Annotated in this window: 14 protein-coding genes; 3 read left to right on the top strand and 11 right to left on the bottom strand. The window is 57.6% G+C overall.

Translation table 11 applies throughout. From position 1 onward, the window contains the following. Positions 1-6 precede the first annotated feature (6 nt). The gene (locus KP703_RS07685; RefSeq protein ID WP_215754371.1) at positions 7-672 is read left to right on the top strand and encodes an NADPH-dependent F420 reductase; all 666 of its coding nucleotides are present in this window, start codon (positions 7-9) and stop codon (positions 670-672) included. A gap of 56 nt (positions 673-728) precedes the next feature. On the opposite strand, the gene KP703_RS07680 is transcribed toward KP703_RS07685, so the two are convergent. Beyond that, positions 729-1,916, bottom strand: coding sequence for a lipase family protein (locus tag KP703_RS07680; protein WP_215754370.1), 1,188 nt, complete (start codon positions 1,914-1,916; stop codon positions 729-731). A 699-nt stretch (positions 1,917-2,615) separates the two neighbouring features. Here KP703_RS07680 and KP703_RS07675 point away from each other — a divergent pair. Together KP703_RS07675 and KP703_RS07670 are read left to right on the top strand one after the other, a co-directional pair. Then, the gene (locus tag KP703_RS07675; protein ID WP_215754369.1) at positions 2,616-3,308 is read left to right on the top strand and encodes a hypothetical protein; all 693 of its coding nucleotides are present in this window, start codon (positions 2,616-2,618) and stop codon (positions 3,306-3,308) included. A gap of 264 nt (positions 3,309-3,572) precedes the next feature. Continuing rightward, positions 3,573-4,355: a siderophore-interacting protein gene (locus tag KP703_RS07670; protein ID WP_215754368.1), complete on the top strand. Its 783-nt coding sequence runs from the start codon at positions 3,573-3,575 to the stop codon at positions 4,353-4,355. A 25-nt stretch (positions 4,356-4,380) separates the two neighbouring features. Here the strand turns inward: KP703_RS07670 and KP703_RS07665 are convergent, their stop codons facing one another. From KP703_RS07665 to KP703_RS07620, 10 genes are all read right to left on the bottom strand, one after another. Then, positions 4,381-5,727 (bottom strand): ATP-binding protein, encoded by a 1,347-nt coding sequence (locus KP703_RS07665; protein WP_252353906.1) that lies wholly within the window; start codon positions 5,725-5,727, stop codon positions 4,381-4,383. Then, on the bottom strand, positions 5,724-6,452 hold the full coding sequence (locus KP703_RS07660; RefSeq protein ID WP_215754367.1) for a response regulator transcription factor: 729 nt from the start codon (positions 6,450-6,452) through the stop codon (positions 5,724-5,726). Before KP703_RS07660 ends, KP703_RS07665 begins: the two co-directional genes overlap by 4 nt. Before the next feature lie 199 nt (positions 6,453-6,651). Beyond that, positions 6,652-6,897, bottom strand: coding sequence for a hypothetical protein (locus KP703_RS07655; protein ID WP_215754366.1), 246 nt, complete (start codon positions 6,895-6,897; stop codon positions 6,652-6,654). A 244-nt stretch (positions 6,898-7,141) separates the two neighbouring features. Further along, positions 7,142-7,912, bottom strand: coding sequence for a sulfotransferase family 2 domain-containing protein (locus tag KP703_RS07650; protein ID WP_215754365.1), 771 nt, complete (start codon positions 7,910-7,912; stop codon positions 7,142-7,144). A 215-nt stretch (positions 7,913-8,127) separates the two neighbouring features. Next, positions 8,128-9,099 (bottom strand): CmpA/NrtA family ABC transporter substrate-binding protein, encoded by a 972-nt coding sequence (locus KP703_RS07645; RefSeq protein WP_062143724.1) that lies wholly within the window; start codon positions 9,097-9,099, stop codon positions 8,128-8,130. Next, entirely contained in the window at positions 9,096-9,677 is a 582-nt protein-coding gene (locus KP703_RS07640) for an ANTAR domain-containing response regulator (protein ID WP_062273482.1), read from the bottom strand. The genes KP703_RS07645 and KP703_RS07640 overlap by 4 nt, the downstream gene beginning before the upstream one ends. A gap of 20 nt (positions 9,678-9,697) precedes the next feature. Next, positions 9,698-13,627: a bifunctional nitrate reductase/sulfite reductase flavoprotein subunit alpha gene (locus tag KP703_RS07635; RefSeq protein ID WP_215754364.1), complete on the bottom strand. Its 3,930-nt coding sequence runs from the start codon at positions 13,625-13,627 to the stop codon at positions 9,698-9,700. Between the two features lie 5 nt (positions 13,628-13,632). Beyond that, positions 13,633-16,530: a nitrite reductase large subunit NirB gene (gene nirB, locus KP703_RS07630; protein WP_215754363.1), complete on the bottom strand. Its 2,898-nt coding sequence runs from the start codon at positions 16,528-16,530 to the stop codon at positions 13,633-13,635. A gap of 18 nt (positions 16,531-16,548) precedes the next feature. Beyond that, positions 16,549-18,195 carry an alginate export family protein gene (locus KP703_RS07625; protein ID WP_215754362.1) on the bottom strand — a complete coding sequence of 549 codons (1,647 nt, stop codon included), beginning with the start codon at positions 18,193-18,195 and terminating at the stop codon, positions 16,549-16,551. Further along, positions 18,192-19,376, bottom strand: coding sequence for a nitrate/nitrite transporter (locus tag KP703_RS07620; RefSeq protein ID WP_215754361.1), 1,185 nt, complete (start codon positions 19,374-19,376; stop codon positions 18,192-18,194). The genes KP703_RS07625 and KP703_RS07620 overlap by 4 nt, the downstream gene beginning before the upstream one ends. Positions 19,377-19,497 lie beyond the last annotated feature (121 nt).

The following is a 19,497-nucleotide window of genomic DNA, read 5'->3' as shown; positions in this document are numbered from 1 at the left end:
AGAAGCATGAAAATCGGTATTATTGGCGCAGGTCATATTGGCGGCACACTGGCCCGTCGGCTGGTGGCTGTTGGGCATGAAGTCAAAATTGCCAATTCCCACGGACCCCAGACATTAGGGGATCTGGCGCGTGAGAGCGGCGCAAAAGCCGTTACTGTTGCGGACGCGGTGAAGGATGTCGGCCTGATTATTGTCACCATCCCCGAAAAGAATATTCCGGTATTGGGGCGGTCTGTCTTCGAGCATGTCCCTGCAGATGTGGTGATTGTGGACACCGGGAATTATTACCCGCGTGAGCGTGATGGCCGGATCGCTGCGATTGAAGATGGTATGCCGGAAAGTGTCTGGATGTCCGGGCAGATTGGCCGACCTGTCATCAAGGTATTTAACAACATCTACGCGCAGCATCTTCTGGAAAACGGAAAACCGCATGGTGCTGCAGGGCGTATTGCATTGCCGGTTGCCGGGGACGATGCCTCGGCAAAAAAACAGGTGATGGCGCTTGTTGATCAACTGGGTTTTGACCCGGTGGATGCTGGGAGCCTTGCAGAGTCCTGGCGTCAGCAGCCCGGAACGCCGGTTTATTGCGGAGATTTTGATGCCGCCGGTGTGCGCAAGGCTCTGGCGGAAGCGAGCCCGGAGCGGACTGAGGCGTTTAAGGCGCAAGCCTGAATACTCAGACTGCGTGGCAGGGAGAACTCTTCCTGCCACGCAGTCTGGATGTGGCTTTATTCAGGTATTGGTGTGCACTGCGGCGTCAGTGGCTGGTCGGACATGACTGCTTTTGTAAAAGCCTCTGAATCCGGCAGGGATGCATTCACTGTCTGATCATGGTTCAGGCCTTTATAAATATGCGCCTGTACCACCGTTCCGGCCGCGCATGCGGCTTTGACCAGACCAAGCTGAAGTGGCGGCGGTACATCCTGATCGACTTCGCCTGTGCCGACAAACAGCGGCTGCTTTAGCTTCATGGTCGGATAAGCCATGGCGACCAGCGCCGGAGCCAAAGCTTGCTGATAACCGGGTTTGAGGGCGTTGCTGAAGTTGAGCCCCTCGGTCCGCGCTTTGTCTGTCAGCGGATGCACGCACAGATTAGCTGCTGCCTGATAAGCGGGCATCGCTTTGTCGGTAAAGACGGTTTCCGGTTTGAAGCTGGAATCGTAACCACTCAGCCCCTGCGCCAGATAAAGCGTGTAAACAATAACCGGGTTAAAGCCTGTTTCCTGTGCGCCAGATGAGGTCATCTGCTGGAGTAGTTCCTGTGACACATAGGGCGCGCCTGTTGCTACGGTTCCGCGGATATTCAGCTCTGGCGCATAGTCCGGCGCGTAGGACGCAGAAGCAAACGCTGCACCGCCACCCTGAGACTGGCCAACAATCATAATTTTGTTTTGCAGGCCGGGCACGGAGGACAGGGCTGCCCGCACACCATCCAGCACGCTGTAGGCTTCTACACGCGTGTTCAGGTAAGCGTGGATGCCCGGTGAGCCCAAGCCCTGATAATCGGTGCCCACAACAGCAAAGCCGCGCTTCATCCATGCAGACATATACTTGCGATTACGCTCGGACCACGGATTGCAGGAGGGGGCGCAATGGTCCGCTACCCCACTGGTGCCATGCGCCCAGGCCACAATTGGCCAGCCACCCGGAGGAGCCTTGCCTGCGGGCAGGATGACTTCCTCAGTCACCGGAACCAGTCCCTTGCCGGTAATCCCGTTGGTGGACAGATAGGTAATGCGCAGAGCGCGCCCGGCATCCGGCAGGCTCAAGGCTGCGGGCAGAGGGGCTGAGGCCGTCATCGTGCCGGGCTGGCCGGCTGTCTGCGTGGTAGCAGCATGGCCGGTGGAGGCCAGAGGGGGAAGGCTCAGACCTGCCAGAAGACAGGTGCCAGCCATAAGAAGGCGGTTTAAGCGCATGAATAACCCTTTCAGAATGGAAACTTATTTTCTTAACATCAAAATATTCAAATTGACGGTGTTCAGATGATCGTCAGAGGGTGGGTTTGTCAAGCAATGTACGTGTATGGAAAATCACTATGAGAAGACGGCATAATTTTTCATAAAATTTTAACGGTTTATAAAGAGAAAAACAGTTTTTTAGGATTTGTTATGACATGTTTCGCGGAATGCTTTTTCATGTCGGATATGAGGTGAGGGGGAGGCGCTAAAATTTCTTTTATGCGGTTGGGGTGTGGCATGGTTTCTTAAAAGAGACAGGGCTTTGAGATAGGCCAGTTTTTTTTGATAAGGTGACGTGCACTGCAAAGAAAACTTAGTAAAATTATGAACAGAAAATCAGAGTTCTCTTTATAAATAATGATATAAAAGCATCATATTTTCAAAAATATGAAAATAAGAAAATTCTGCATAAGGTGCATGTTATGACAAAATAAAAAGCGTTACGACGTACCTCACGAGCAATGCGGAAGTGTGTTCAGTTCTGACTGTTCGGCTGTGTCATATCAGCGCACCAGCAGAAGCGGATGGTCTTGTATGCCCTGCGTTCAGGTTGGCAGTCGGCGGGAAATTCGTTAGATCGTGCATTCTGAGGTCGAAATGGAGATGATGTTGTTCGTGACTAACACTGCTGTTATGCGCCTTGTTGCCAGGTCTGTTATGCATGTTTCTGTAGGTTCCATGCTGCTGGGCCTGGGCGGGTGCGGGTATTATGCGTCCCGCACAGCGCATAAGGCTCAGGTCACCATGATTGGCATGACGGAGCAGGATGTTCAGGCATGCGCGGGGATTCCAACCAAAACGCAGACCATTGATGATCACGTTAAAATTTTTGAATACCAGCGTGGCCGCAATATTGGCACTGCGACAACCTCTACATTGATCCCGGTACAGTCCGTTGTGAATATTGTCAGAGATGTGGGGGGCGGGGATGGCAATAGCTGCATTGCCGATTTCCGCATCGTCGATGGTAAAGTGCGGGACGTGTACTATAGCGGGGATGATGACATGCTGGTCGGCACAGATGGCGTCTGTTCCAGCGTTGTGCGCGGCTGTGTCCGTCGGGCTGTGCCAAGTGGCTCACCGCCTAATTTCTGGAGAACATCTGCCTTCATCCAGCCGCAGCCTGCCAAACAGCCACCAGCTTCAGTCGCACCGGCTCCTGCCTCTTCGACGGATGCCATTTCCGGCGCGGCCCCCACAATGCCTACGGTAGCGCCGGGCACGACACTTCCCGTAAAAGTCCTGGCCGTAACCCCGGCGACAGTACCTTCTGGAACGCCCGCGCAGGTGCCCCAGACAAGTGCGGCGATTGTTCCGGCAACAAATGCGGTACCCACGCAGCAGAAATAACCTGCCATCCGGGTGGAGTCAGTCTCCGTCCGGATATCTCCTTGTTGTGTGATAAGGAATTATCAGGTCGTTCGAGTATATCTGGTGGTCTGACTGCATTTTTCCTAAAAATATTAGAGTGATGCGACTGCCTGCCCGACGCGTGGCGTTCCACCTCATAACAGGATACTCTTGACGAGACTTATATCATAAGCCATATCGTAAGATACTAATTGTGCCGCGATAGCAGGCACATCCTGTTTTATAGAGAGTAAGGAAAAGAGTATGACGACGACTCAAGTCTCAGGATACGAAGGCCGCGCTCCTGAAATCCAGCGTGTGCGTCACGAACTTCAGCGGCGCAGTCTGCGTGTGGAGGCAGTTGAGCGCCTGACCCCGCATATGATCCGCATTACTCTGACCGGGAATGATCTGGTCGGGTTTGTGAGCGCCTCACCAGACGATCATATCAAGATTTTTATTCCCGGTCTGGATGGCGTCATGACACGTCGGGATTACACGCCCCGCCAGTATGATGCTGAAAAAGGCCTGCTGGTTCTGGATTTTGTTAATCATGAGGGAGGGCCTGCCGCAGCATGGGCGCGGGCGGCGCAGCTGGGCGATACACTGGAGATTGGCGGCCCCAAAGGCTCGCAGGTTATTGCTGGCCCGGTTGATCGCTGGCTGCTGATTGGCGATGAAACCGCTCTTCCAGCCATTGGTCGGCGTGTTGAAGAACTGCCCGCACAGGCCAGTGTGACAACGGTGATTGCCGTGCCGGGTGTTGAGGATGAGCAGACTTTTACCACGTTAGCCCGGCATAGCGCCCATTGGGTTCATCGCCCGATGGATGCGGCAGATCAGGCGCAGGATATCCTGAAAACCCTCGATACAGTAAGTATAGAAGACGGGACCTTTGTCTGGGTTGGAGCAGAAGCCCGTGTGGCAAAAGCCGTGCGCCAGTATCTTCTGGAAACCCGCAAGGTGCCGCTGCAATGGATCAAGGCATCAGGGTACTGGGTGAAGGGACAGGCTGATGCGTCCGTGAAGGATGTCGGAACGGCCTGACGTCGACGGGCCACGCTTTCAGCTATCAGGCTGCCGGAAGCGTGCCGAGTGGGAGTGAGATATGGGCGCGCAGGCCATGTGGCTCAATATTGCTGAGCAACAGCTGGCCATTGTGGCGGGKGATAATGGCATCGGCAATGGAGAGCCCCAGTCCCAGCCCGCCATCCGAGGCCCGGGCCGGGTCCAGCCGGTAGAAGGGCAGGCGTGCGGAGGCAAGCAGGTTAGCTGGAATTCCGGGGCCGTTATCGCTGATATCAATCAGCGCGCGGCGTCCTTCGGTGCGCAGGGTAATTCTAACTTCCGTCCCATATTTCAGGCCGTTTTCAATCAGATTGCTAATGGCGCGTTCCAGCGCCGTGGTCTGGCAGATGCAGATTAACTGCGTGGGGCCGGTATAGTGAATGGTATGGCCCACCACATTGAATTCATGGCACAGGCTTTCCAGCAGGGAGGCGAGGTCAATCGCTTCTGCTTTTTCGGCATCTGTCTGCTCCCGCAGGAAATGCAGCGCCCCATTCAGCATTTTTTTCATCAGGGTGAGATCATGCTTCATGGCGGCGGGGGAGGCTTCCTCTCCGCCCAGTTCCAGCCGCATGAACAGGCGGGTGAGCGGAGTGCGCAGATCATGCCCGATGGCAATGAGCATCCGTGTGCGTTCTTCCGCCGAGGCCGCAATGCGGGCCTGCATGCGATTAAAGGCATGCGTGAGGCGCCGTACTTCTGTCGGGCCGTGCTCGGGCAGTGGGTCTGGCGCAATGTCATACCCAAATGCATCCGCCTGCGTCGCAATGTTCCGCAAAGGGCGGCTGATATGCCAGATGCTCCAGAATGTGAGCGAGAGCGTGATGGTCAGCAAAGATACCAGAGACACCGTGAGCGGCATGGTCCAGCGCAGCATGTGGCCAAGATGATGGTTGGGAGTGTTGGAGACCAGAATGCTGATGTTATCGCGCGGTAGATAGAGATAGGAGATCGGCATGCCGGCGTCATGCGGCGCACAGCTTTTGGCGCGCAAGGCGTGACGGGTCACATTGCCCCGGTAGACCAGCATGCGTTGCAGAAAGTCCGTGATGTGGTCGGTTGGTACCGCCACGCAGGGGGCAGGCTGGCCGACAATAAACGTGATTTCATTGCCGGATATTTTCTGGGCAATGGCTTCCCGGATCTGGGGTGGGGCGGCTTGCAGGGCCTCAATTCCGGTTTCAATCGCCAGAATATTTGTCCACGGTCCGGCTGGCAGTGGCGGCACCAGAGGCCGGAACGCATACAGCAAAAAAGACGTAATGCTCAGCGTGAGAAACATGCACACGGACACCAGCATGACCATCTGGCCATAGATGGTGCGGGGGTAGAGCCGCGGAAATTTCTTCATGTGTTGCCGTCGTCAGGGTCGAAAATATACCCGCCCCCGCGAATGGTGCGGATCAGTTCCAGCTGCCGCCCTTCATGCGACAATTTGCGACGCAGGCGGCTGATCAGCAGGTCAATGGCGCGGGGGTCCACATTCTTCTCATCACCATGGATGCGGGCCAGTAGCTCTGTCCGGTTAAACACATGGTGAGCGTTCTGGCAGAAGACTAACAGCAAATCTGTTTCTGACCCTGTCAGCGCCACGCGGATGCCTGTTTTGCCGTAGAGCGCGCGTTTAGCGGGTTCAAACAGCCAGTTATCGAAGCGGTAATGCTGAACGCCCTGGGTTTCAGGCTGGGCGGCTTCAGGCTGAGCGCGTCTCAGTACAGCGCGGATGCGCGCGGCCAGTTCTTCCAGGTCAAACGGTTTGGAGACATAGTCATCCGCGCCCAGATCCAGTCCGGAAATGCGGTCATGAATATCATTCAGCGCGCTGACCATGATGATGCGCGTGGCGGAGGTCTTGCGGAGATGCTGGCACAGCGTGCGGCCATCTTCCTCCGGCAGCATGAGGTCGAGCAGGGTGAGGTCAACAGGGCAGCGCTTTTCTGCGGCATCAATGCCTGCGCGGTTAAGGGCTGTAGAGACCTCATAACCCAGCCGCTGAAGGTAGCGCTGCAATAACCCGCAAATTTCGGGGTCATCTTCCACAATCAGGATATGGATAGCCTGCGGGGTATCTGTCATGGCAGCGTGCGCTTCTGATGGTGTCGGCGAAGGGGAGGTGGGATGTGAAGACAAATGTGCTGTTCTCGTATCAGTCAGGCCTCATGAATCCGTCTATTAAGACGCTGCTTTTATAAAGGAACGCAAGGGAAAAACCGGGCAGCATGCAAAAAGGCACCTCCGGAGAAGTGCCTTTCTGTTTCATGCGGTCAGAACCAGATTAGTTCTGGTTGTCACCCTGATTGTTCTGATTATCAGAGTTGGAAGAAGAGCCGCCGCGATGGCCGCGATGCTCACCACCATGGCGGCGGTTGCCGTTTTCTTCACCATCATTGCTATTCTGGTTGTCAGAATTGCCGTTGTCGCTGTTCTGGTTGTGGTGGTGCTTGTGTTCTTCCGCATGAGACACAACAGGTGCCACAACACCCAGAGCAGCGGCGAGGAGAATAGCTTTTTTCATCATCATAAAACCCTTTATGCAGAGCGGGAGAAAAAGACTCTCTCGCCTGTCTGGGAAGAAACATAAGAGGAATTTTTTTTACTAAAAGGGGCAAAGCTGAAAATAAATGTAATATGTCAAATATGAAAAATAATAAAAATATACGATAAATATTATAGGATGAATAAGGTAAAAAACCCGCTCATATTTGCTTGAGGCCGCATGTAAACCTTGTGCCGGCCATAAATTAGCCTTGGTTTACAGGCGTCGGTCACACGCTGGTGTTCAGGGCTGGATAGAAACCGGGCGCTGTGCTGCGCGGTGCGCTCATTGTTTGTGGGGCACGGTATTTTTCAGGAAGCGTATCAACCTGCATGATCGAGCGCCGGATTTTATAATCCTCCTTATAGAGCTCCATGATTTTCTCTTTCTGGAGGGGTCTGAGCTCTGTAGTGAAACGCTGTGTGGTGTTGATTTTCTTGATCTCGCCCGCATGCAGACCCGGAACAAACGGATAGATCCGGTCAATATCCTTGAGATCAAACAGCATTTTCACGGCCATGTCGCCGTGGCGGTCGGTCAGATACCAGTATTGCGGGCGCAGGACATGGTCCAGCTGATAGATGGAGGTTGTACCTTCCACATACTCAATCATGCGGTCCAGAGTGGTTAGGTCTGCATAGCGTTCCGCAAAGCCGGGATGCAGGCTGACATGGCTGCCACCGCCATTCCGGATGAAGTCATAAGAGGAGAGGAAGCGTTCAACCGGGTCCCGCCACAAGGCAAAGCTGGGCATGGTGCGCACAACATCTGGCGCGTGCTTCTGATAATACCGGATGCTTTCATGCCGCATGCTACAGCCGTAAAGCTCCTGAGAGATGGCTGTTCCGGCATTTTTGGGCACATGGATAAACAGAACACCCGCGTTGCGGATAATCTCCAGACGCTGCTGCCTCTTTTTGCTCAGCGGGAGGGGCAGTCTCCAGTCTACATACCGTTCCTGCAGGTCTCCATGCAGGGTAACACCGCATAATTGTTCCATTGTCTTCTTGCGGGCATCCAGTAACCAAACGTAGCACGCTACGCATCACGTCATTTCATGCGGTCAGAAATGAAATGATAGAAAAATAAACGATCTATTGAGAATCGTTTTTAAGCACAGATTTCTGGCTCTGGAATGCACAAAAATGAGAATTATCTTTTTATTTCAGTTCTGACAAAAAGACGACCAAAATAAGATGCCGCCGCAAGGACTGTTTAGCAATCGTACCAGCCCAATGTGCGCAGGGTTTCCAGCATGGTCGAGGGTAGCCAGCCCTCGTTTTGCATGTCTTCAATCATCCAGCCGCAGGAGGCCCCCATGTGCCCGTTCTGCTCGCCAAACCTCATGGCGTCTGCCATGGCGCGGGAGCCGGGCATCACGGCTTTCACAGCCTCTTCCGGCAGGCCCAGCCCGTTGGCGTTGAGCGGCCTGCTGAGCAGGTGCGTAATCTCGGGTGCGTGGGCCGGGTCATTACACAGGGCAATGGCCTCGGTCAGAGCAGCCCGTAGCCTGGCGGGCCCGTCCGGGTTCTGGCTTTTCCAGAGTTCTTTCAGCACCAGCATTTTTTCCAGATGACCGGGTGCAATGGACGCAGAGCCTGCCACAATAAATGCCAGATCTTTCAGATGTGCATCTGCACCCCATGGTGGCCCTGCGCAAAATCCGTCAATCTCACCAGCGGCAAGAGCCTGAATCATGCGGGCTGGTGGCATGATGACAATTTCGGTTTCCGTATCATGGGAGATGGAGAGGCTTTTAAGAAAGCGGGACAGAATAAGGTAGTGTGTAGAATAGAGGTGAACCACACCAAGGCGCGGCTTGCGGCCTAAAGCATTTTTCCAGTTGTCAAAAGCCCGGTGTTTATCCGCTTGCGCAGCCCACTGCGTGTGATCGACTTTCTGCCCGCGCAGCACAATTGTGTTGCCACCACGGCTAACCGGAAAGCCCGGACGCAAACCAATAGCCCGCCCGCGCTGGCCAAGAGCCGTCATAATAGCCAGCGGTGGGAACATCAGCGCGCCATCCAGCCCGTTCCAGACCAGCCCATCCGCAATATTGGCCCAGGAGGGCACCACCACGGCCTCAACATCCAGCCCGTGCCGGGTGAAAATGCCCATGCTGCGGGCCACAAGCACAGGGGCACTATCCGCCAGTTGCAGCAGGCCAATGCGGCAGGAGGTGCTCATTCTTTCGGGTTCCTGTTCTGGTGAGCAAGATAATCTGAGGCAACATCAATAATTTTTCGCGCCTGTTGCATGGCCTGTTTGCGGAACCAGCGATAGGCTTCATCTTCCTTACAACGTTCCTGCTTCATAAACAGGAATTTGGCACGGTCTATGGTCTCACGTTCTGAAAGTGTTTTTCGGGCCGCAAGAAGTTCCGCATTGGTATCCCGAAAGCGACGATACAGAGCAATGGCGGCGCGCAGCAGGGGTTTGACGTTTGTAACGGGCGCATCCAGCACATTGTAGGAACAGACGCCTGCGGCAAAGGCATCTTCCATCAGGCTTTCGTCATCTTCATCCACAAACAGGGCGACAGGCCGTTCCAGCCCGGAGGCGGAGAGGGCGCGCACGCTGTCCAGCGCATCGCGGTCGGCGCGGCTGATATCCACCAGCACAATATCCGGTGCATGGCGGCGCACGGCATCAATCAGGCTGGTGTCGTCTTCAACCAGAATGACGTCCAGCGTTGCCTCGGCCTCCAGCAGGCGGGCCAGAGCGCCAGCACGGTGAGAGTTTTCATCAGCCAGAAGGACTTTCATGCGGTCCGTCCTCCTTTCGTTCAATACACATCCCGCAGATAACGACCGCTACGGGTCAGGCCCGCCATAAAAGCGTCTGCCTGCTCGCTTGTCATTGATCCATGTCGTGCGACAATCCTTTTCAGGGCACCGTCAACATCCCGCGCCATGCGGGCGGCGTCCCCACAGATGTAGACATACGCGCCCCGGTTCAGCCAGTCCCAAAGCATGGCGCCGTGTTCTTCCATGCGGTCCTGCACATAAATGCGTTCAGGCTGATCGCGCGAGAACGCAGTGTCCAGCCGCGTCAGGCAGCCTTCCGCCATAAAGGCTTCCAGTTCTTCGCGGTAATAAAAGCCGGTAAGTTCATGTCGTTCCCCAAAGAACAGCCAGTTCGGGCCGGAGGCCTTCTTAGCAGCCCGTTCCTGCAAAAATGCCCGGAAGGGCGCAATGCCAGTGCCCGGCCCGACCATGATAACGGGCACAGTCTCGTCCGCAGGCAGATGGAAGTGCGTTGTGGGCTGCACAAAAACGGGCACAGCGTCACCCACGTTCAGTCCTGCCAGCCATGTGGAGGAGACACCGGGGTAAGGGGAGGTGTTCACACCCACGGTCAGATGCACGCTGTCCGGGTAGACTGTGGGGGAGGAAGAAATGGAATAGAGCCGCGGCTGCATCAACCGGAAGAGTGCCGGCAGATCCTCCGGTGCCACGGGGGTAGGCAGGGTTGCGATGAGGTCTGGCAGATAGCCGCTTTCCGTGCGGCCCAGACGTTCCAGCAGCTTTGCAGACGGGCGGGAGAGATCAAACCAGCGACGCAAAGCTTCGCCCAGCGGGGTGGGGCCGTGGTGGCGGAGCGTCAGCATGGTGTCTTCGGGCACCTGCAGGGCGGCCAGAACCTGCTGCACAACGCTTTCATTATTGCGCGGCCAGACGCCCAGCGCATCGCCTGCTTTATAGGTTACGCCTGTGCCGGAAATATCCAGTGCAATGTGGCATGTTTCCTTATCGGGGTTATTACCGGTCAGGCGGGTGACGCTGGCGAGACGGGCCAGTGCCGGCGTGGTGCGGGTGATGCCGGGGGCCAGAGCCGGGGCGAGCAGGGCAGGGCTGGTTTCAGATGGAGCCGGGCCGCCCAGAGCGGCCAGCAGATGGGGGCGCCAGTCTTCTACAGCGTCCTCATAATCCGGTTCACAGTCCATGCGGGGCAGGAGGGGGATGCCGCCGAGGGCGCTCAGCCGTTCATCCAGCGCGCGACCAAACCCGCAGAAGCTAGCGTAAGAGGAATCCCCCAGCGCCAGCACTGCATAGCGGAGGGCAGGCAAGGTGAGGTCCTGTTCTTTGAGAGCTTCCCAGAACGGAGCAGCACTGTCCGGTGGGTCGCCATCGCCAAAGGTGGAGACAAGGAAGAGCGCCGTGCCGGAGAGTGTGGCCGGGTCACACGCGCTCAGTTCGGCCAGACGCACGGGATGTCCATTTTCCCGCAGCCAGAGCGCGGTTTGCGCGGCCAGTGCTTCCGTGCGGCCCGTCTGCGAAGCCCACCAGAGAGTGAGAGTGGGCGCAGCGGCATCCGTGGATGGAAGGGCCGCTGTTGCAACCGGCGTGCGGGAATACAGCCCGGCCAGTAGCCCATTGAGGTGTGCCCTCTGTGTATCAGAAAGCGGGGCGGAGGGTGGCACTACCGGCACGCTGTTCTCTGGCGGGGCCATGCGCAGACCATCCAGAAAACCGATGAGCCAGCCAAGACTTTCCCCGGTAAAATCAGGTGCTTTCTGTGTGCTGAGACCCAGATGGCGGGCAAGCTGCTCAGTGGGCATGGTCTCTGTGCTTTCCTGTGCGGGAGGGGCGGCAGTCTGAACACGCGTCAGGGAGACAGCGCAGTGTTTGATGCCGGGCTGGAGAGAGACGGGGTCAATCGCATCGGGCGTGACGGCGTTGATGCAAAGCGCCTTGCCAAACCGGTCATTCCAGTGGAAGGGCGCAAAGCAGGTGCCGGGGGTGATGCGCCGGGAAATACGAGCCGGGAGTGTGGCGCTCCCGCGACGGGAGCGGATTTCAACCGTATCATTTTCGCTAATGCCAAGACGTTTGGCGTCATCCGGGGTGAGTTCAAGGAAAGGACCGGGGTTGAGTTTGTTGAGCTGCTCGACCCGGCCTGTCTTGGTCAGCGTGTGCCACTGATGTTGCAGGCGGCCGGTGTTGAGCAGGAAGGGATAGTCTTCATCCGGCTCATCGTCCCGTGGCATCCATGGCCGCGCAAAGAACACCGCTTTACCGGAGGGTGTGGCAAACACAGGCGGCGCGTCCGGGTTGGGGCGGTAGCGGATGGGGTGGCGGGGGGCTGTATCGCCTGCCGGAACGGGCCATTGCACAGGACCATCTTTCAGGCGGGCGTGGCTGACGCCGGAAATATCATAACCCGTCAGAGGGTTTGCAAAACGACAGGCCTCAGAAAACACTTCGGCAGCGGACGTGAAGGAGAACCCTTCCGCAAACCCCATGGCGCAGGCCACGCGGGCAATAATCTGCCAGTCCGGCATGGCATCCCCCGGAGGGGGCACAGCCTGACGGGCAAGGGTCATGGTGCGGTCGGAATTGATCTGCACGCCATCACCTTCCACCCACAGCGCACCGGGGAGCAGGATATCGGCATAGGGGCCGGTTTCCGTATCTGCGTAGGCATCCTGCACAATGATAAGCTCGGCTTTTTCAAGCGCGGCCTGAACCCTGCCGCGCCGGGGCACGGTGGCGACGGGATTGGTGCAGATAATCCAGCAGGCTTTGATGTGCCCTTCCGCCATGTCCTGAAACAAGGCGATGGCACCGTCACTATTTGCATCCCTGATGGTGCCGGGGGGCAGGTGCCATTGTTCTTCACAAAACGCACGGTCCTGCGCCGAGAGCGCGCTGCGCTGGCCGGGCAGGCCGGGACCCATATAGCCCATTTCCCGCCCGCCCATGGCGTTGGGTTGGCCGGTGAGGGAGAATGGCCCGGCCCCCGGTTTGCAAATAGCGCCAGTGGCCAGATGCAAATTGCACAAGGCGTTGGTATGCCATGCGCCGGAGGTGCTCTGGTTGAGCCCCATGGTCCACAAAGAGAGCCATTCGCCCGCTTCAGCAATCCAGCGAGCGGCGGTGCGGATATCGTCTTCCGCAAGGCCCGTCAGACTGGCGACGCGCTCTGGCGTGTAATCAGCCAGAAAAGCAGGCATGTCCTCCCAGCCGGTGGTGCTGGTGGCGATAAAGTCCGTATCAAGCGTACCATGTTCCACCAGAAGGTGCAGCAAGCCATTGAGCAGCGCGAGGTCCGTGCCGGGGCGGATTTGCAGGAAGAGATCGGCTTTGTCCGCTGTGGCAGTGCGGCGTGGGTCCACCACAATCAGTTTTGCACCGGTCCGTTTGCGGTCCATCAGGCGCAGGAACAGGATGGGGTGACAATCCGCCATATTCGCCCCGATGACGAAAAACAGATTGGTGCAGTCAAAGTCTTCGTAAGAGCCGGGGGGCGCATCCGCGCCGAGGGAGAGTTTATACCCCGTGCCAGCGGCTGCCATGCACAGGCGGGAATTGGATTCAATATGCCGTGTGCGGAGGTAGCCTTTCACCAGCTTGTTGGCGAGGTATTGAGCCTCCATGGACATCTGGCCGGACACGTAAAGCGCAATGGCGTCCGGTCCATCGGTCTCAAGAATATGACGCAGCCGTCGGGCTGTTTCCGTAATCGCGGCGTCCATGGAAACGGGGGTCGGCGGTGTTGCGCGGTCTGGCCGAAGCAGGGCGCAGTCCAGTCGGGCGGGGGACGTGACCGGTTTGTCGCACGAGCTGCCTTTGGTGCAGAGCCGTCCGCCATTGGCCGGGTGCGCGGTATCCCCCCGCACCCGGACAATTTTCTTGTCTTCCACCTCCATCACAATGCCACAACCGACACCGCAATACGGGCAGACAGACCGGATTTCTTCCGCGCAGGCCATGCGGGTTACGCCATGGCGGCTTCCACCGGGGCGGTCACTTTACGGGCACGGATTTCTACACGGCCCTTATGCAGCCGGGCATCCCAGGCGTGGATGGATTTGGATGCATCTTCCAGACAGGTGCCGTTCTCCAGATTGAAGTGCTGCTTGTAAAGTGGGGAGGCTACAACCGGCTGCCCGTGGATATCCCCCATCAAACCACGCCCCAGCACATTGGCGTGGGAGAAGGGGTCATGATTATCCACGGCAAAAACCCGGTCTTCACCCTGATCGTCAGGCAGATAGAACAGGGCGATCTGCGTGGTGTTATAGAGCGCAACCACGCCGGAGCGGGGTACAAGGTCACTTTGCGCGCACAGGTCAGTCCAGTCTGCCGGGCCTGCGGAGATCGGCAGCTCCGGTTGATTATCCGCGGGTTTGACCTGATCGCGCTCCGGCACGGTGCGAATATTCGGGTCTGGGCGCGCATCATTCACAAAGGTGCGGAAGCGTTTGAGCTTTTCTTCATCCGTCAGAGCGTTTTTCCATTCGCACTGATAGGTATCTACAACAAGCTGCATCTGCTGTTCCAGTTCGTCACAGATGCCGAGACTGTCGTGGATGATCACATCTTGCAGATACTCAAGCCCGCCTTCCAGATTTTCACGCCAGACGGAGGTGCGCTGGAGTTTATCTGCGGTGCGGATATAAAACATCAGGAAACGGTCAATATATTTGACCAGTGTTTCCGCATCGAGGTCCGTTGCAAACAGTTCCGCATGACGCGGGCGCATGCCGCCATTGCCGCACACATACAGGTTCCAGCCATTTTCCGTGGCAATCACACCAACGTCCTTGCTCTGGGCTTCCGCACATTCCCGCGTGCAGCCGGAGACTGCAAATTTCAGCTTGTGCGGAGACCGAAGGCCTTTATAGCGGTTTTCCAGATCCAGCGCCTTGCCCACACTATCCTGCACGCCATAACGGCACCATGTGCTGCCGACGCAGGATTTTACCGTGCGGGTGGATTTACCGTAGGCATGCCCCGTTTCAAAACCAGCATCCAGCAGTTCCCGCCAGATATCAGGGAGCTGGTGCAGCTGTGCGCCAAACAGGTCTACGCGCTGGCCGCCGGTAATCTTGGTGTAGAGGTTATATTTTTTGGCAACCTGCCCCAGAACAATCAGCTTGTCTGGCGTAATTTCACCCCCGGCAATACGCGGGACAACGGAATAGGTACCGTTCTTCTGCATGTTGCCCATGAACGTGTCGTTCGTATCCTGCAGCGGGATATAGAGCGGGTCTGTAATGGGTTTGTTCCAGGCAGAGGCCAGAATGGAGCCGACTGCCGGTTTACAGATATCGCAGCCCAGACCGCCATTGCCGTACTGGGCCATCAGGTCTTCAAAACTGCGGATATTATGCACGCGGACGAGGGAATAGAGTTCCTGCCGGGTGTAGGAGAAATGTTCGCACAGGCTGTGGTCAACCGTAATGCCGCGTGCGGTCAGTTCTGTTTCAAAAACGCTTTTCAGCAGCGCGGAACATCCGCCGCAGCCAGTGCTGGCTTTTGTATCTTTCTTGAGCGTGGCGAGGTCCGTGCAGCCCTGCTCAATGGCAGTGCTGATCGCCCCTTTGGTTACGTTATGGCAGGAGCAGATGGTTGCGGTATCCGGCAGGGCGTCTGCGCCAAGCAGTTCCGCACCTTCCCCACGTGGCAGGATCAGCACTGCCGGGTCAGCCGGGGGTGCAATTTCGTTCTGCACATACTGAAAAATGGTGTCGTAGTAGGAGTTATCGCCGACCAGTACAGCGCCGGTCACGCGGCTACCATCCGCTGAAAGCACAAGGCGACGGTAGGAGCCGTCTGCCTCACCAATAAAGCGATAGCTGGTGCAGCCCGGTTCCCGCCCGTGGGCGTCGCCGATCGAGCCGACATCCACCCCTTGCAGCTTCAGTTTTGTGGACATGTCCGCGCCGGTAAAGGCGGCTTCTGCATCCCCGGCCAGCAGCGCGGCCACGGTGCGGGCCATGGTATAACCGGGAGCGACGAGGCCGAAAACCTGACCTTCCCACAAGGCGCATTCGCCAACGGCAAAAATATTCGGGTCGGACGTGCGACACTGGTTATCCACGACAATACCGCCACGCGGGCCGATCTCCAGCCCGCAGGCGCGGCCCAGAAGATCTTGCGGTTTGATCCCTGCGGAAAAGACAACCATGTCTGTTTCCAGCGAGGAACCATCAGCAAAAATCAGTTTATGGCGGTGCGTGGTGCCGGGCACGATCTCCTGCGTCTGGTGCAGGACGCGCACATCAATGCCGAGCGCCTCAATTCGCTTTTTCAGGGAGCGTCCGCCCTCTTCATCCAGCTGCGCGGACATCAGATGCGTGCCAAGCTGGATCACACTGACATTCAGCCCCAGCACCTTGAGTGCATTGGCCGCTTCCAGCCCCAGCAGTCCGCCGCCAATCACTGTGCCATGCTGTGCCCCTTCGGCAGCAGCGCGGATCAGGTCCAGATCTTCCAATGTGCGATAGACCAGCCCGGCGGTGCCGGTATTGCCCGGAACAGGCGGCACAAACGGCGTAGATCCGGTTGCGAGAATGAGTGTGGTGTAGGGTAGGCTCCCGTTTTCTGTCGTGACGGTTTTTGCCGCACGGTCAATGTCAGTAATACGGCTGTTCAGGTGCAGCGTAATGCCGTGTGCGGTATGGAAATCTTCCTGATGCAGCCGCAGGGCCAGTGCATCCTGCCCGGTCATGTAGTCGGTCAGATGCACACGGTCATAAGCGTGGTGTCGTTCTTCACCAAAGACGTGAATCTGGTGGGTTTCGTGCAGGCCGTGCATGACGAGTTGTTCCGCACAGTAATGGCCAACCATGCCGTTGCCGACAATAATGATGTTGTCTTTGGTGGTCATGGGTTTTCTCCCCTGCCTTTAAAACTTGAATTCGAGCGTCTGCATGTAAAGCGCGCCCTCTTTGGCGCCGACATCCCGCATCCCGCGGGAGAGCAGGATGCCTTCAATATCGTGCGTCCACGCCCAGTGCGGTGCAAAATTCCAGGACAGCTGGGTGTAGGGCATCACACCCGTAAAGCCGCCATGCAGATTATTGCGCCAGCTATAGATTTTTCCGTTCCCGCCATAAATGGCGTCCTGCGTGCTGGCACGCCAGAAGACGGGCACATGCAGCTTGAGATGCAGGGTAGGGAGCATGGTAAAGTTGGCGATGGGGCCAACACCAATCAGATTTTGTGAGGTCAGAGAGAGCGAGAGGTCATTGTAATAGGGCAGCGGCACAAACGGCGTGGCAAACGTGCCGACGGCACCGCCCTGACTGCGGTCAGACCCGCCGGAGAACAGATCCCCCTGCACACCAAAGCCCGGCTTGCCAGCCCAGTCGGAGCGTGTGTACGTGATGCTGCCATTCACGGCATAAGCGCGCACAGAGCGGGTGCTCTGGGTAGTTTTGGCCGGGCGGAATTCACCGCCCTGAAAAATACCGGTCAGACTGGTGCTGAAAGGCCCGACATTGCCCCACAGCCGCATGCCCACATTGTCCCGGCGGGTGGAACCTTTCTGGGTGCCGCCAGTCGTTGCTGTGGGGATGGAGGCTGCTGCTCCGCCATACAGATAGCCGAGGAAAAACAGATCCGCGAACATCTGGCTTTTCTGCCCCATGAATTTGAAGGAGGGCAGAGCTGTGGAGCTGTAGGCCCCATACAGGCGGGCATTGTAATTGGTGCCGTCTGCAAAAACCTTTTGCGGCAGCTTGTTGGTCTGCATGAAGTCGAACAGGTCAAGCCGGAACCGGTTCCAGACAGCATAGCCACGGAAGCCGTCCCATGTTTGCTGCACGTTGGTCAGATCGCGCGGGGATTGCATGGAAACCGGAGCATCCAGAAAGACCTGTCGGCCACCAATCACACCCATCTGTGCGCCGAGCAGTCGCCCTTTGACTTCCAGAAGCCCTTGCTGGAGGTCCAGACTTTCACGCTGGGTGCCGGTCTGGTAGCCGTAAGTATTGGACCCGCCTGCTACGCCATACAGAAATTCCGCATAGGCGCGCACATGGTCACCCAGATGCAGGTCCGCTCCATACTGGTTGCGCAACAGGACACGGCTGGCATCGGTTTTGCCAGCCTGCCCCTGCATGGGCTGATTTTCAAAAATATAGCGCAGGCGCTCTTCGCCGCTAAAGCTCATCCAGATGCTGCCGCTGTCATTCAGCCGCACATATTTCAGGCGATTGAACCAGTCATTTTTCCGAATGCTGGAAGGCGTGCGGGCCAGATCGCTCCAGTCTTCCGACCACCGGGTCTGGCCATAACCATTCACCACGCCAAAGCCGGAAGCCGCGTTGTTCCCGGCGTTAAAAATCTGCCAGTCCGGGTGATAGAGAGAGCCTTTGAGCATTGCCTTTTTGTCCGGGATAGCCAGAACAGGCACAGGCACCACGGGGGCCAGCGGTGTGGCTGCTGCCGGTGGGACTGGCTTTTGCGCTTTGTGCTGCTTCTGGTTGTCTGCCCAGGCTGTGCCGGTGAGGGCGACACTCAGAACAAGGCTGCCTGTAACACGTCTCATTGTGCGTTCTCCGTCCAACGGCGATGACACGCCGTGACGCACCCGCAAGCAACGAGACAGACAAGTGCGAAGGTTAAAAAGCCGGGCCCGTAAGAGCCCGTCATCTGGCGGGCGGCCCCGAGGGACGAGGCAAGGTAAAACCCGCCTACACCGCCAGCCATGCCCACAAGTCCTGTCAGAATGCCCACCTGCTGCGGAAAGCGGATGGGTACCAGCTGGAACACGGCCCCGTTGCCAAGCCCCAGTGTGAGCATGCCCAGAAAGAATGCGCCGAATGCCAGATAGACAGACGGCAGGCCGGTCGCGATCAGCAGGAAGATGATCCCGGCGAGCCCGTAGAGCAGCATCAGCGCCTTTGTACCGCCCACGCGGTCCGCCATGGCCCCGCCAACCGGGCGGATGAAGGACCCGGCAAACACCACAAAAGCAGTGCAGGCCCCGGCAATGGCGGGGGGCAGGTGATACTGGTCATTGAAGTAAATGGTCAGGAAGGCAGCCAGCCCGACAAAGCCGCCAAAGGTGACGCTGTAGAAAAACATCAGCGCCCAGCAGCCGCCGGATTTCAGGATCGGCCCCCACGCGGCAAGGCTGGGCATGGTGGGGCGGGCAGCAGGCTCCCGTGCCAGAAAGAGGAAGGCAATCAGCACGACCATCAACGGTATGGTGGCCAGCCCCAGCACGTTCAGCCAGCCCAGCATGGCGGCCAGACCGGGGGCGAACAGGGAGGCAAGGGCCGTGCCGGAATTCCCCGCCCCGGCAATGCCCAGCGCAGTGCCCTGATAGCGCGGCGGGTACCATACAGAAGCCAGTGGCAGCGCAATGGCGAAGGAGGCTCCGGCAATCCCTAGCACAAGTGCGACCCAGAACATGCTGGCGTAGGTGTGCGGGGCCAGAAGCCATGTCAGCCACAGGCCAAGAATAACGCTGATCTGCGCGCCAATGGCGACCCGGCGGGGGCCGAACACATCCACCAGCGCGCCGGCCAGCACGCGCAAGCCTGCGCCGGCCAGAACCGGGGTGGCGACCAGCAGACCTTTCTGGCCTGCATTCAGGTGCAGGTCATGCGCGATGGAAATGCCCAGCGGCCCGAGCAGAACCCAGACCATGAAGGAGACATCAAAATACAGGAAAGCGGCGATGAGCGTCGGGGTATGGCCGGCTTTGAGGAACCCTTTATCCACAGAACGTCTTCCAGATGGTCCGCCAGTTCTGCGCGGAAAACCATCGCTCCCATGAGCCAGCGAACCGCCGTTGATTCGCCCTGTGTGCCGTCTCTGCCTTTGGATAAGGCGCCGTGCCACC

The sequence above is a fragment of the Acetobacter sp. P5B1 genome (assembly GCF_018811985.1).
Classification (GTDB): Bacteria; Pseudomonadota; Alphaproteobacteria; order Acetobacterales; family Acetobacteraceae; genus Acetobacter; species Acetobacter cerevisiae.
The sequence above is the reverse complement of the archived record's forward strand: the minus strand, read 5'-3'. Positions and strand labels throughout refer to the sequence as shown.

Coding starts and splice junctions, on each gene's coding strand:
- KP703_RS07685 (WP_215754371.1), top strand. CDS start 7: ATGAAAATCGGTATTATTGGCGCAGGTCATATTGGCGGCACACTGGCC.
- KP703_RS07680 (WP_215754370.1), bottom strand. CDS start 1,916: ATGCGCTTAAACCGCCTTCTTATGGCTGGCACCTGTCTTCTGGCAGGT.
- KP703_RS07675 (WP_215754369.1), top strand. CDS start 2,616: ATGCATGTTTCTGTAGGTTCCATGCTGCTGGGCCTGGGCGGGTGCGGG.
- KP703_RS07670 (WP_215754368.1), top strand. CDS start 3,573: ATGACGACGACTCAAGTCTCAGGATACGAAGGCCGCGCTCCTGAAATC.
- KP703_RS07660 (WP_215754367.1), bottom strand. CDS start 6,452: ATGACAGATACCCCGCAGGCTATCCATATCCTGATTGTGGAAGATGAC.
- KP703_RS07655 (WP_215754366.1), bottom strand. CDS start 6,897: ATGATGATGAAAAAAGCTATTCTCCTCGCCGCTGCTCTGGGTGTTGTG.
- KP703_RS07650 (WP_215754365.1), bottom strand. CDS start 7,912: ATGGAACAATTATGCGGTGTTACCCTGCATGGAGACCTGCAGGAACGG.
- KP703_RS07645 (WP_062143724.1), bottom strand. CDS start 9,099: ATGAGCACCTCCTGCCGCATTGGCCTGCTGCAACTGGCGGATAGTGCC.
- KP703_RS07640 (WP_062273482.1), bottom strand. CDS start 9,677: ATGAAAGTCCTTCTGGCTGATGAAAACTCTCACCGTGCTGGCGCTCTG.
- KP703_RS07635 (WP_215754364.1), bottom strand. CDS start 13,627: ATGGCCTGCGCGGAAGAAATCCGGTCTGTCTGCCCGTATTGCGGTGTC.
- nirB (WP_215754363.1), bottom strand. CDS start 16,530: ATGACCACCAAAGACAACATCATTATTGTCGGCAACGGCATGGTTGGC.
- KP703_RS07625 (WP_215754362.1), bottom strand. CDS start 18,195: ATGAGACGTGTTACAGGCAGCCTTGTTCTGAGTGTCGCCCTCACCGGC.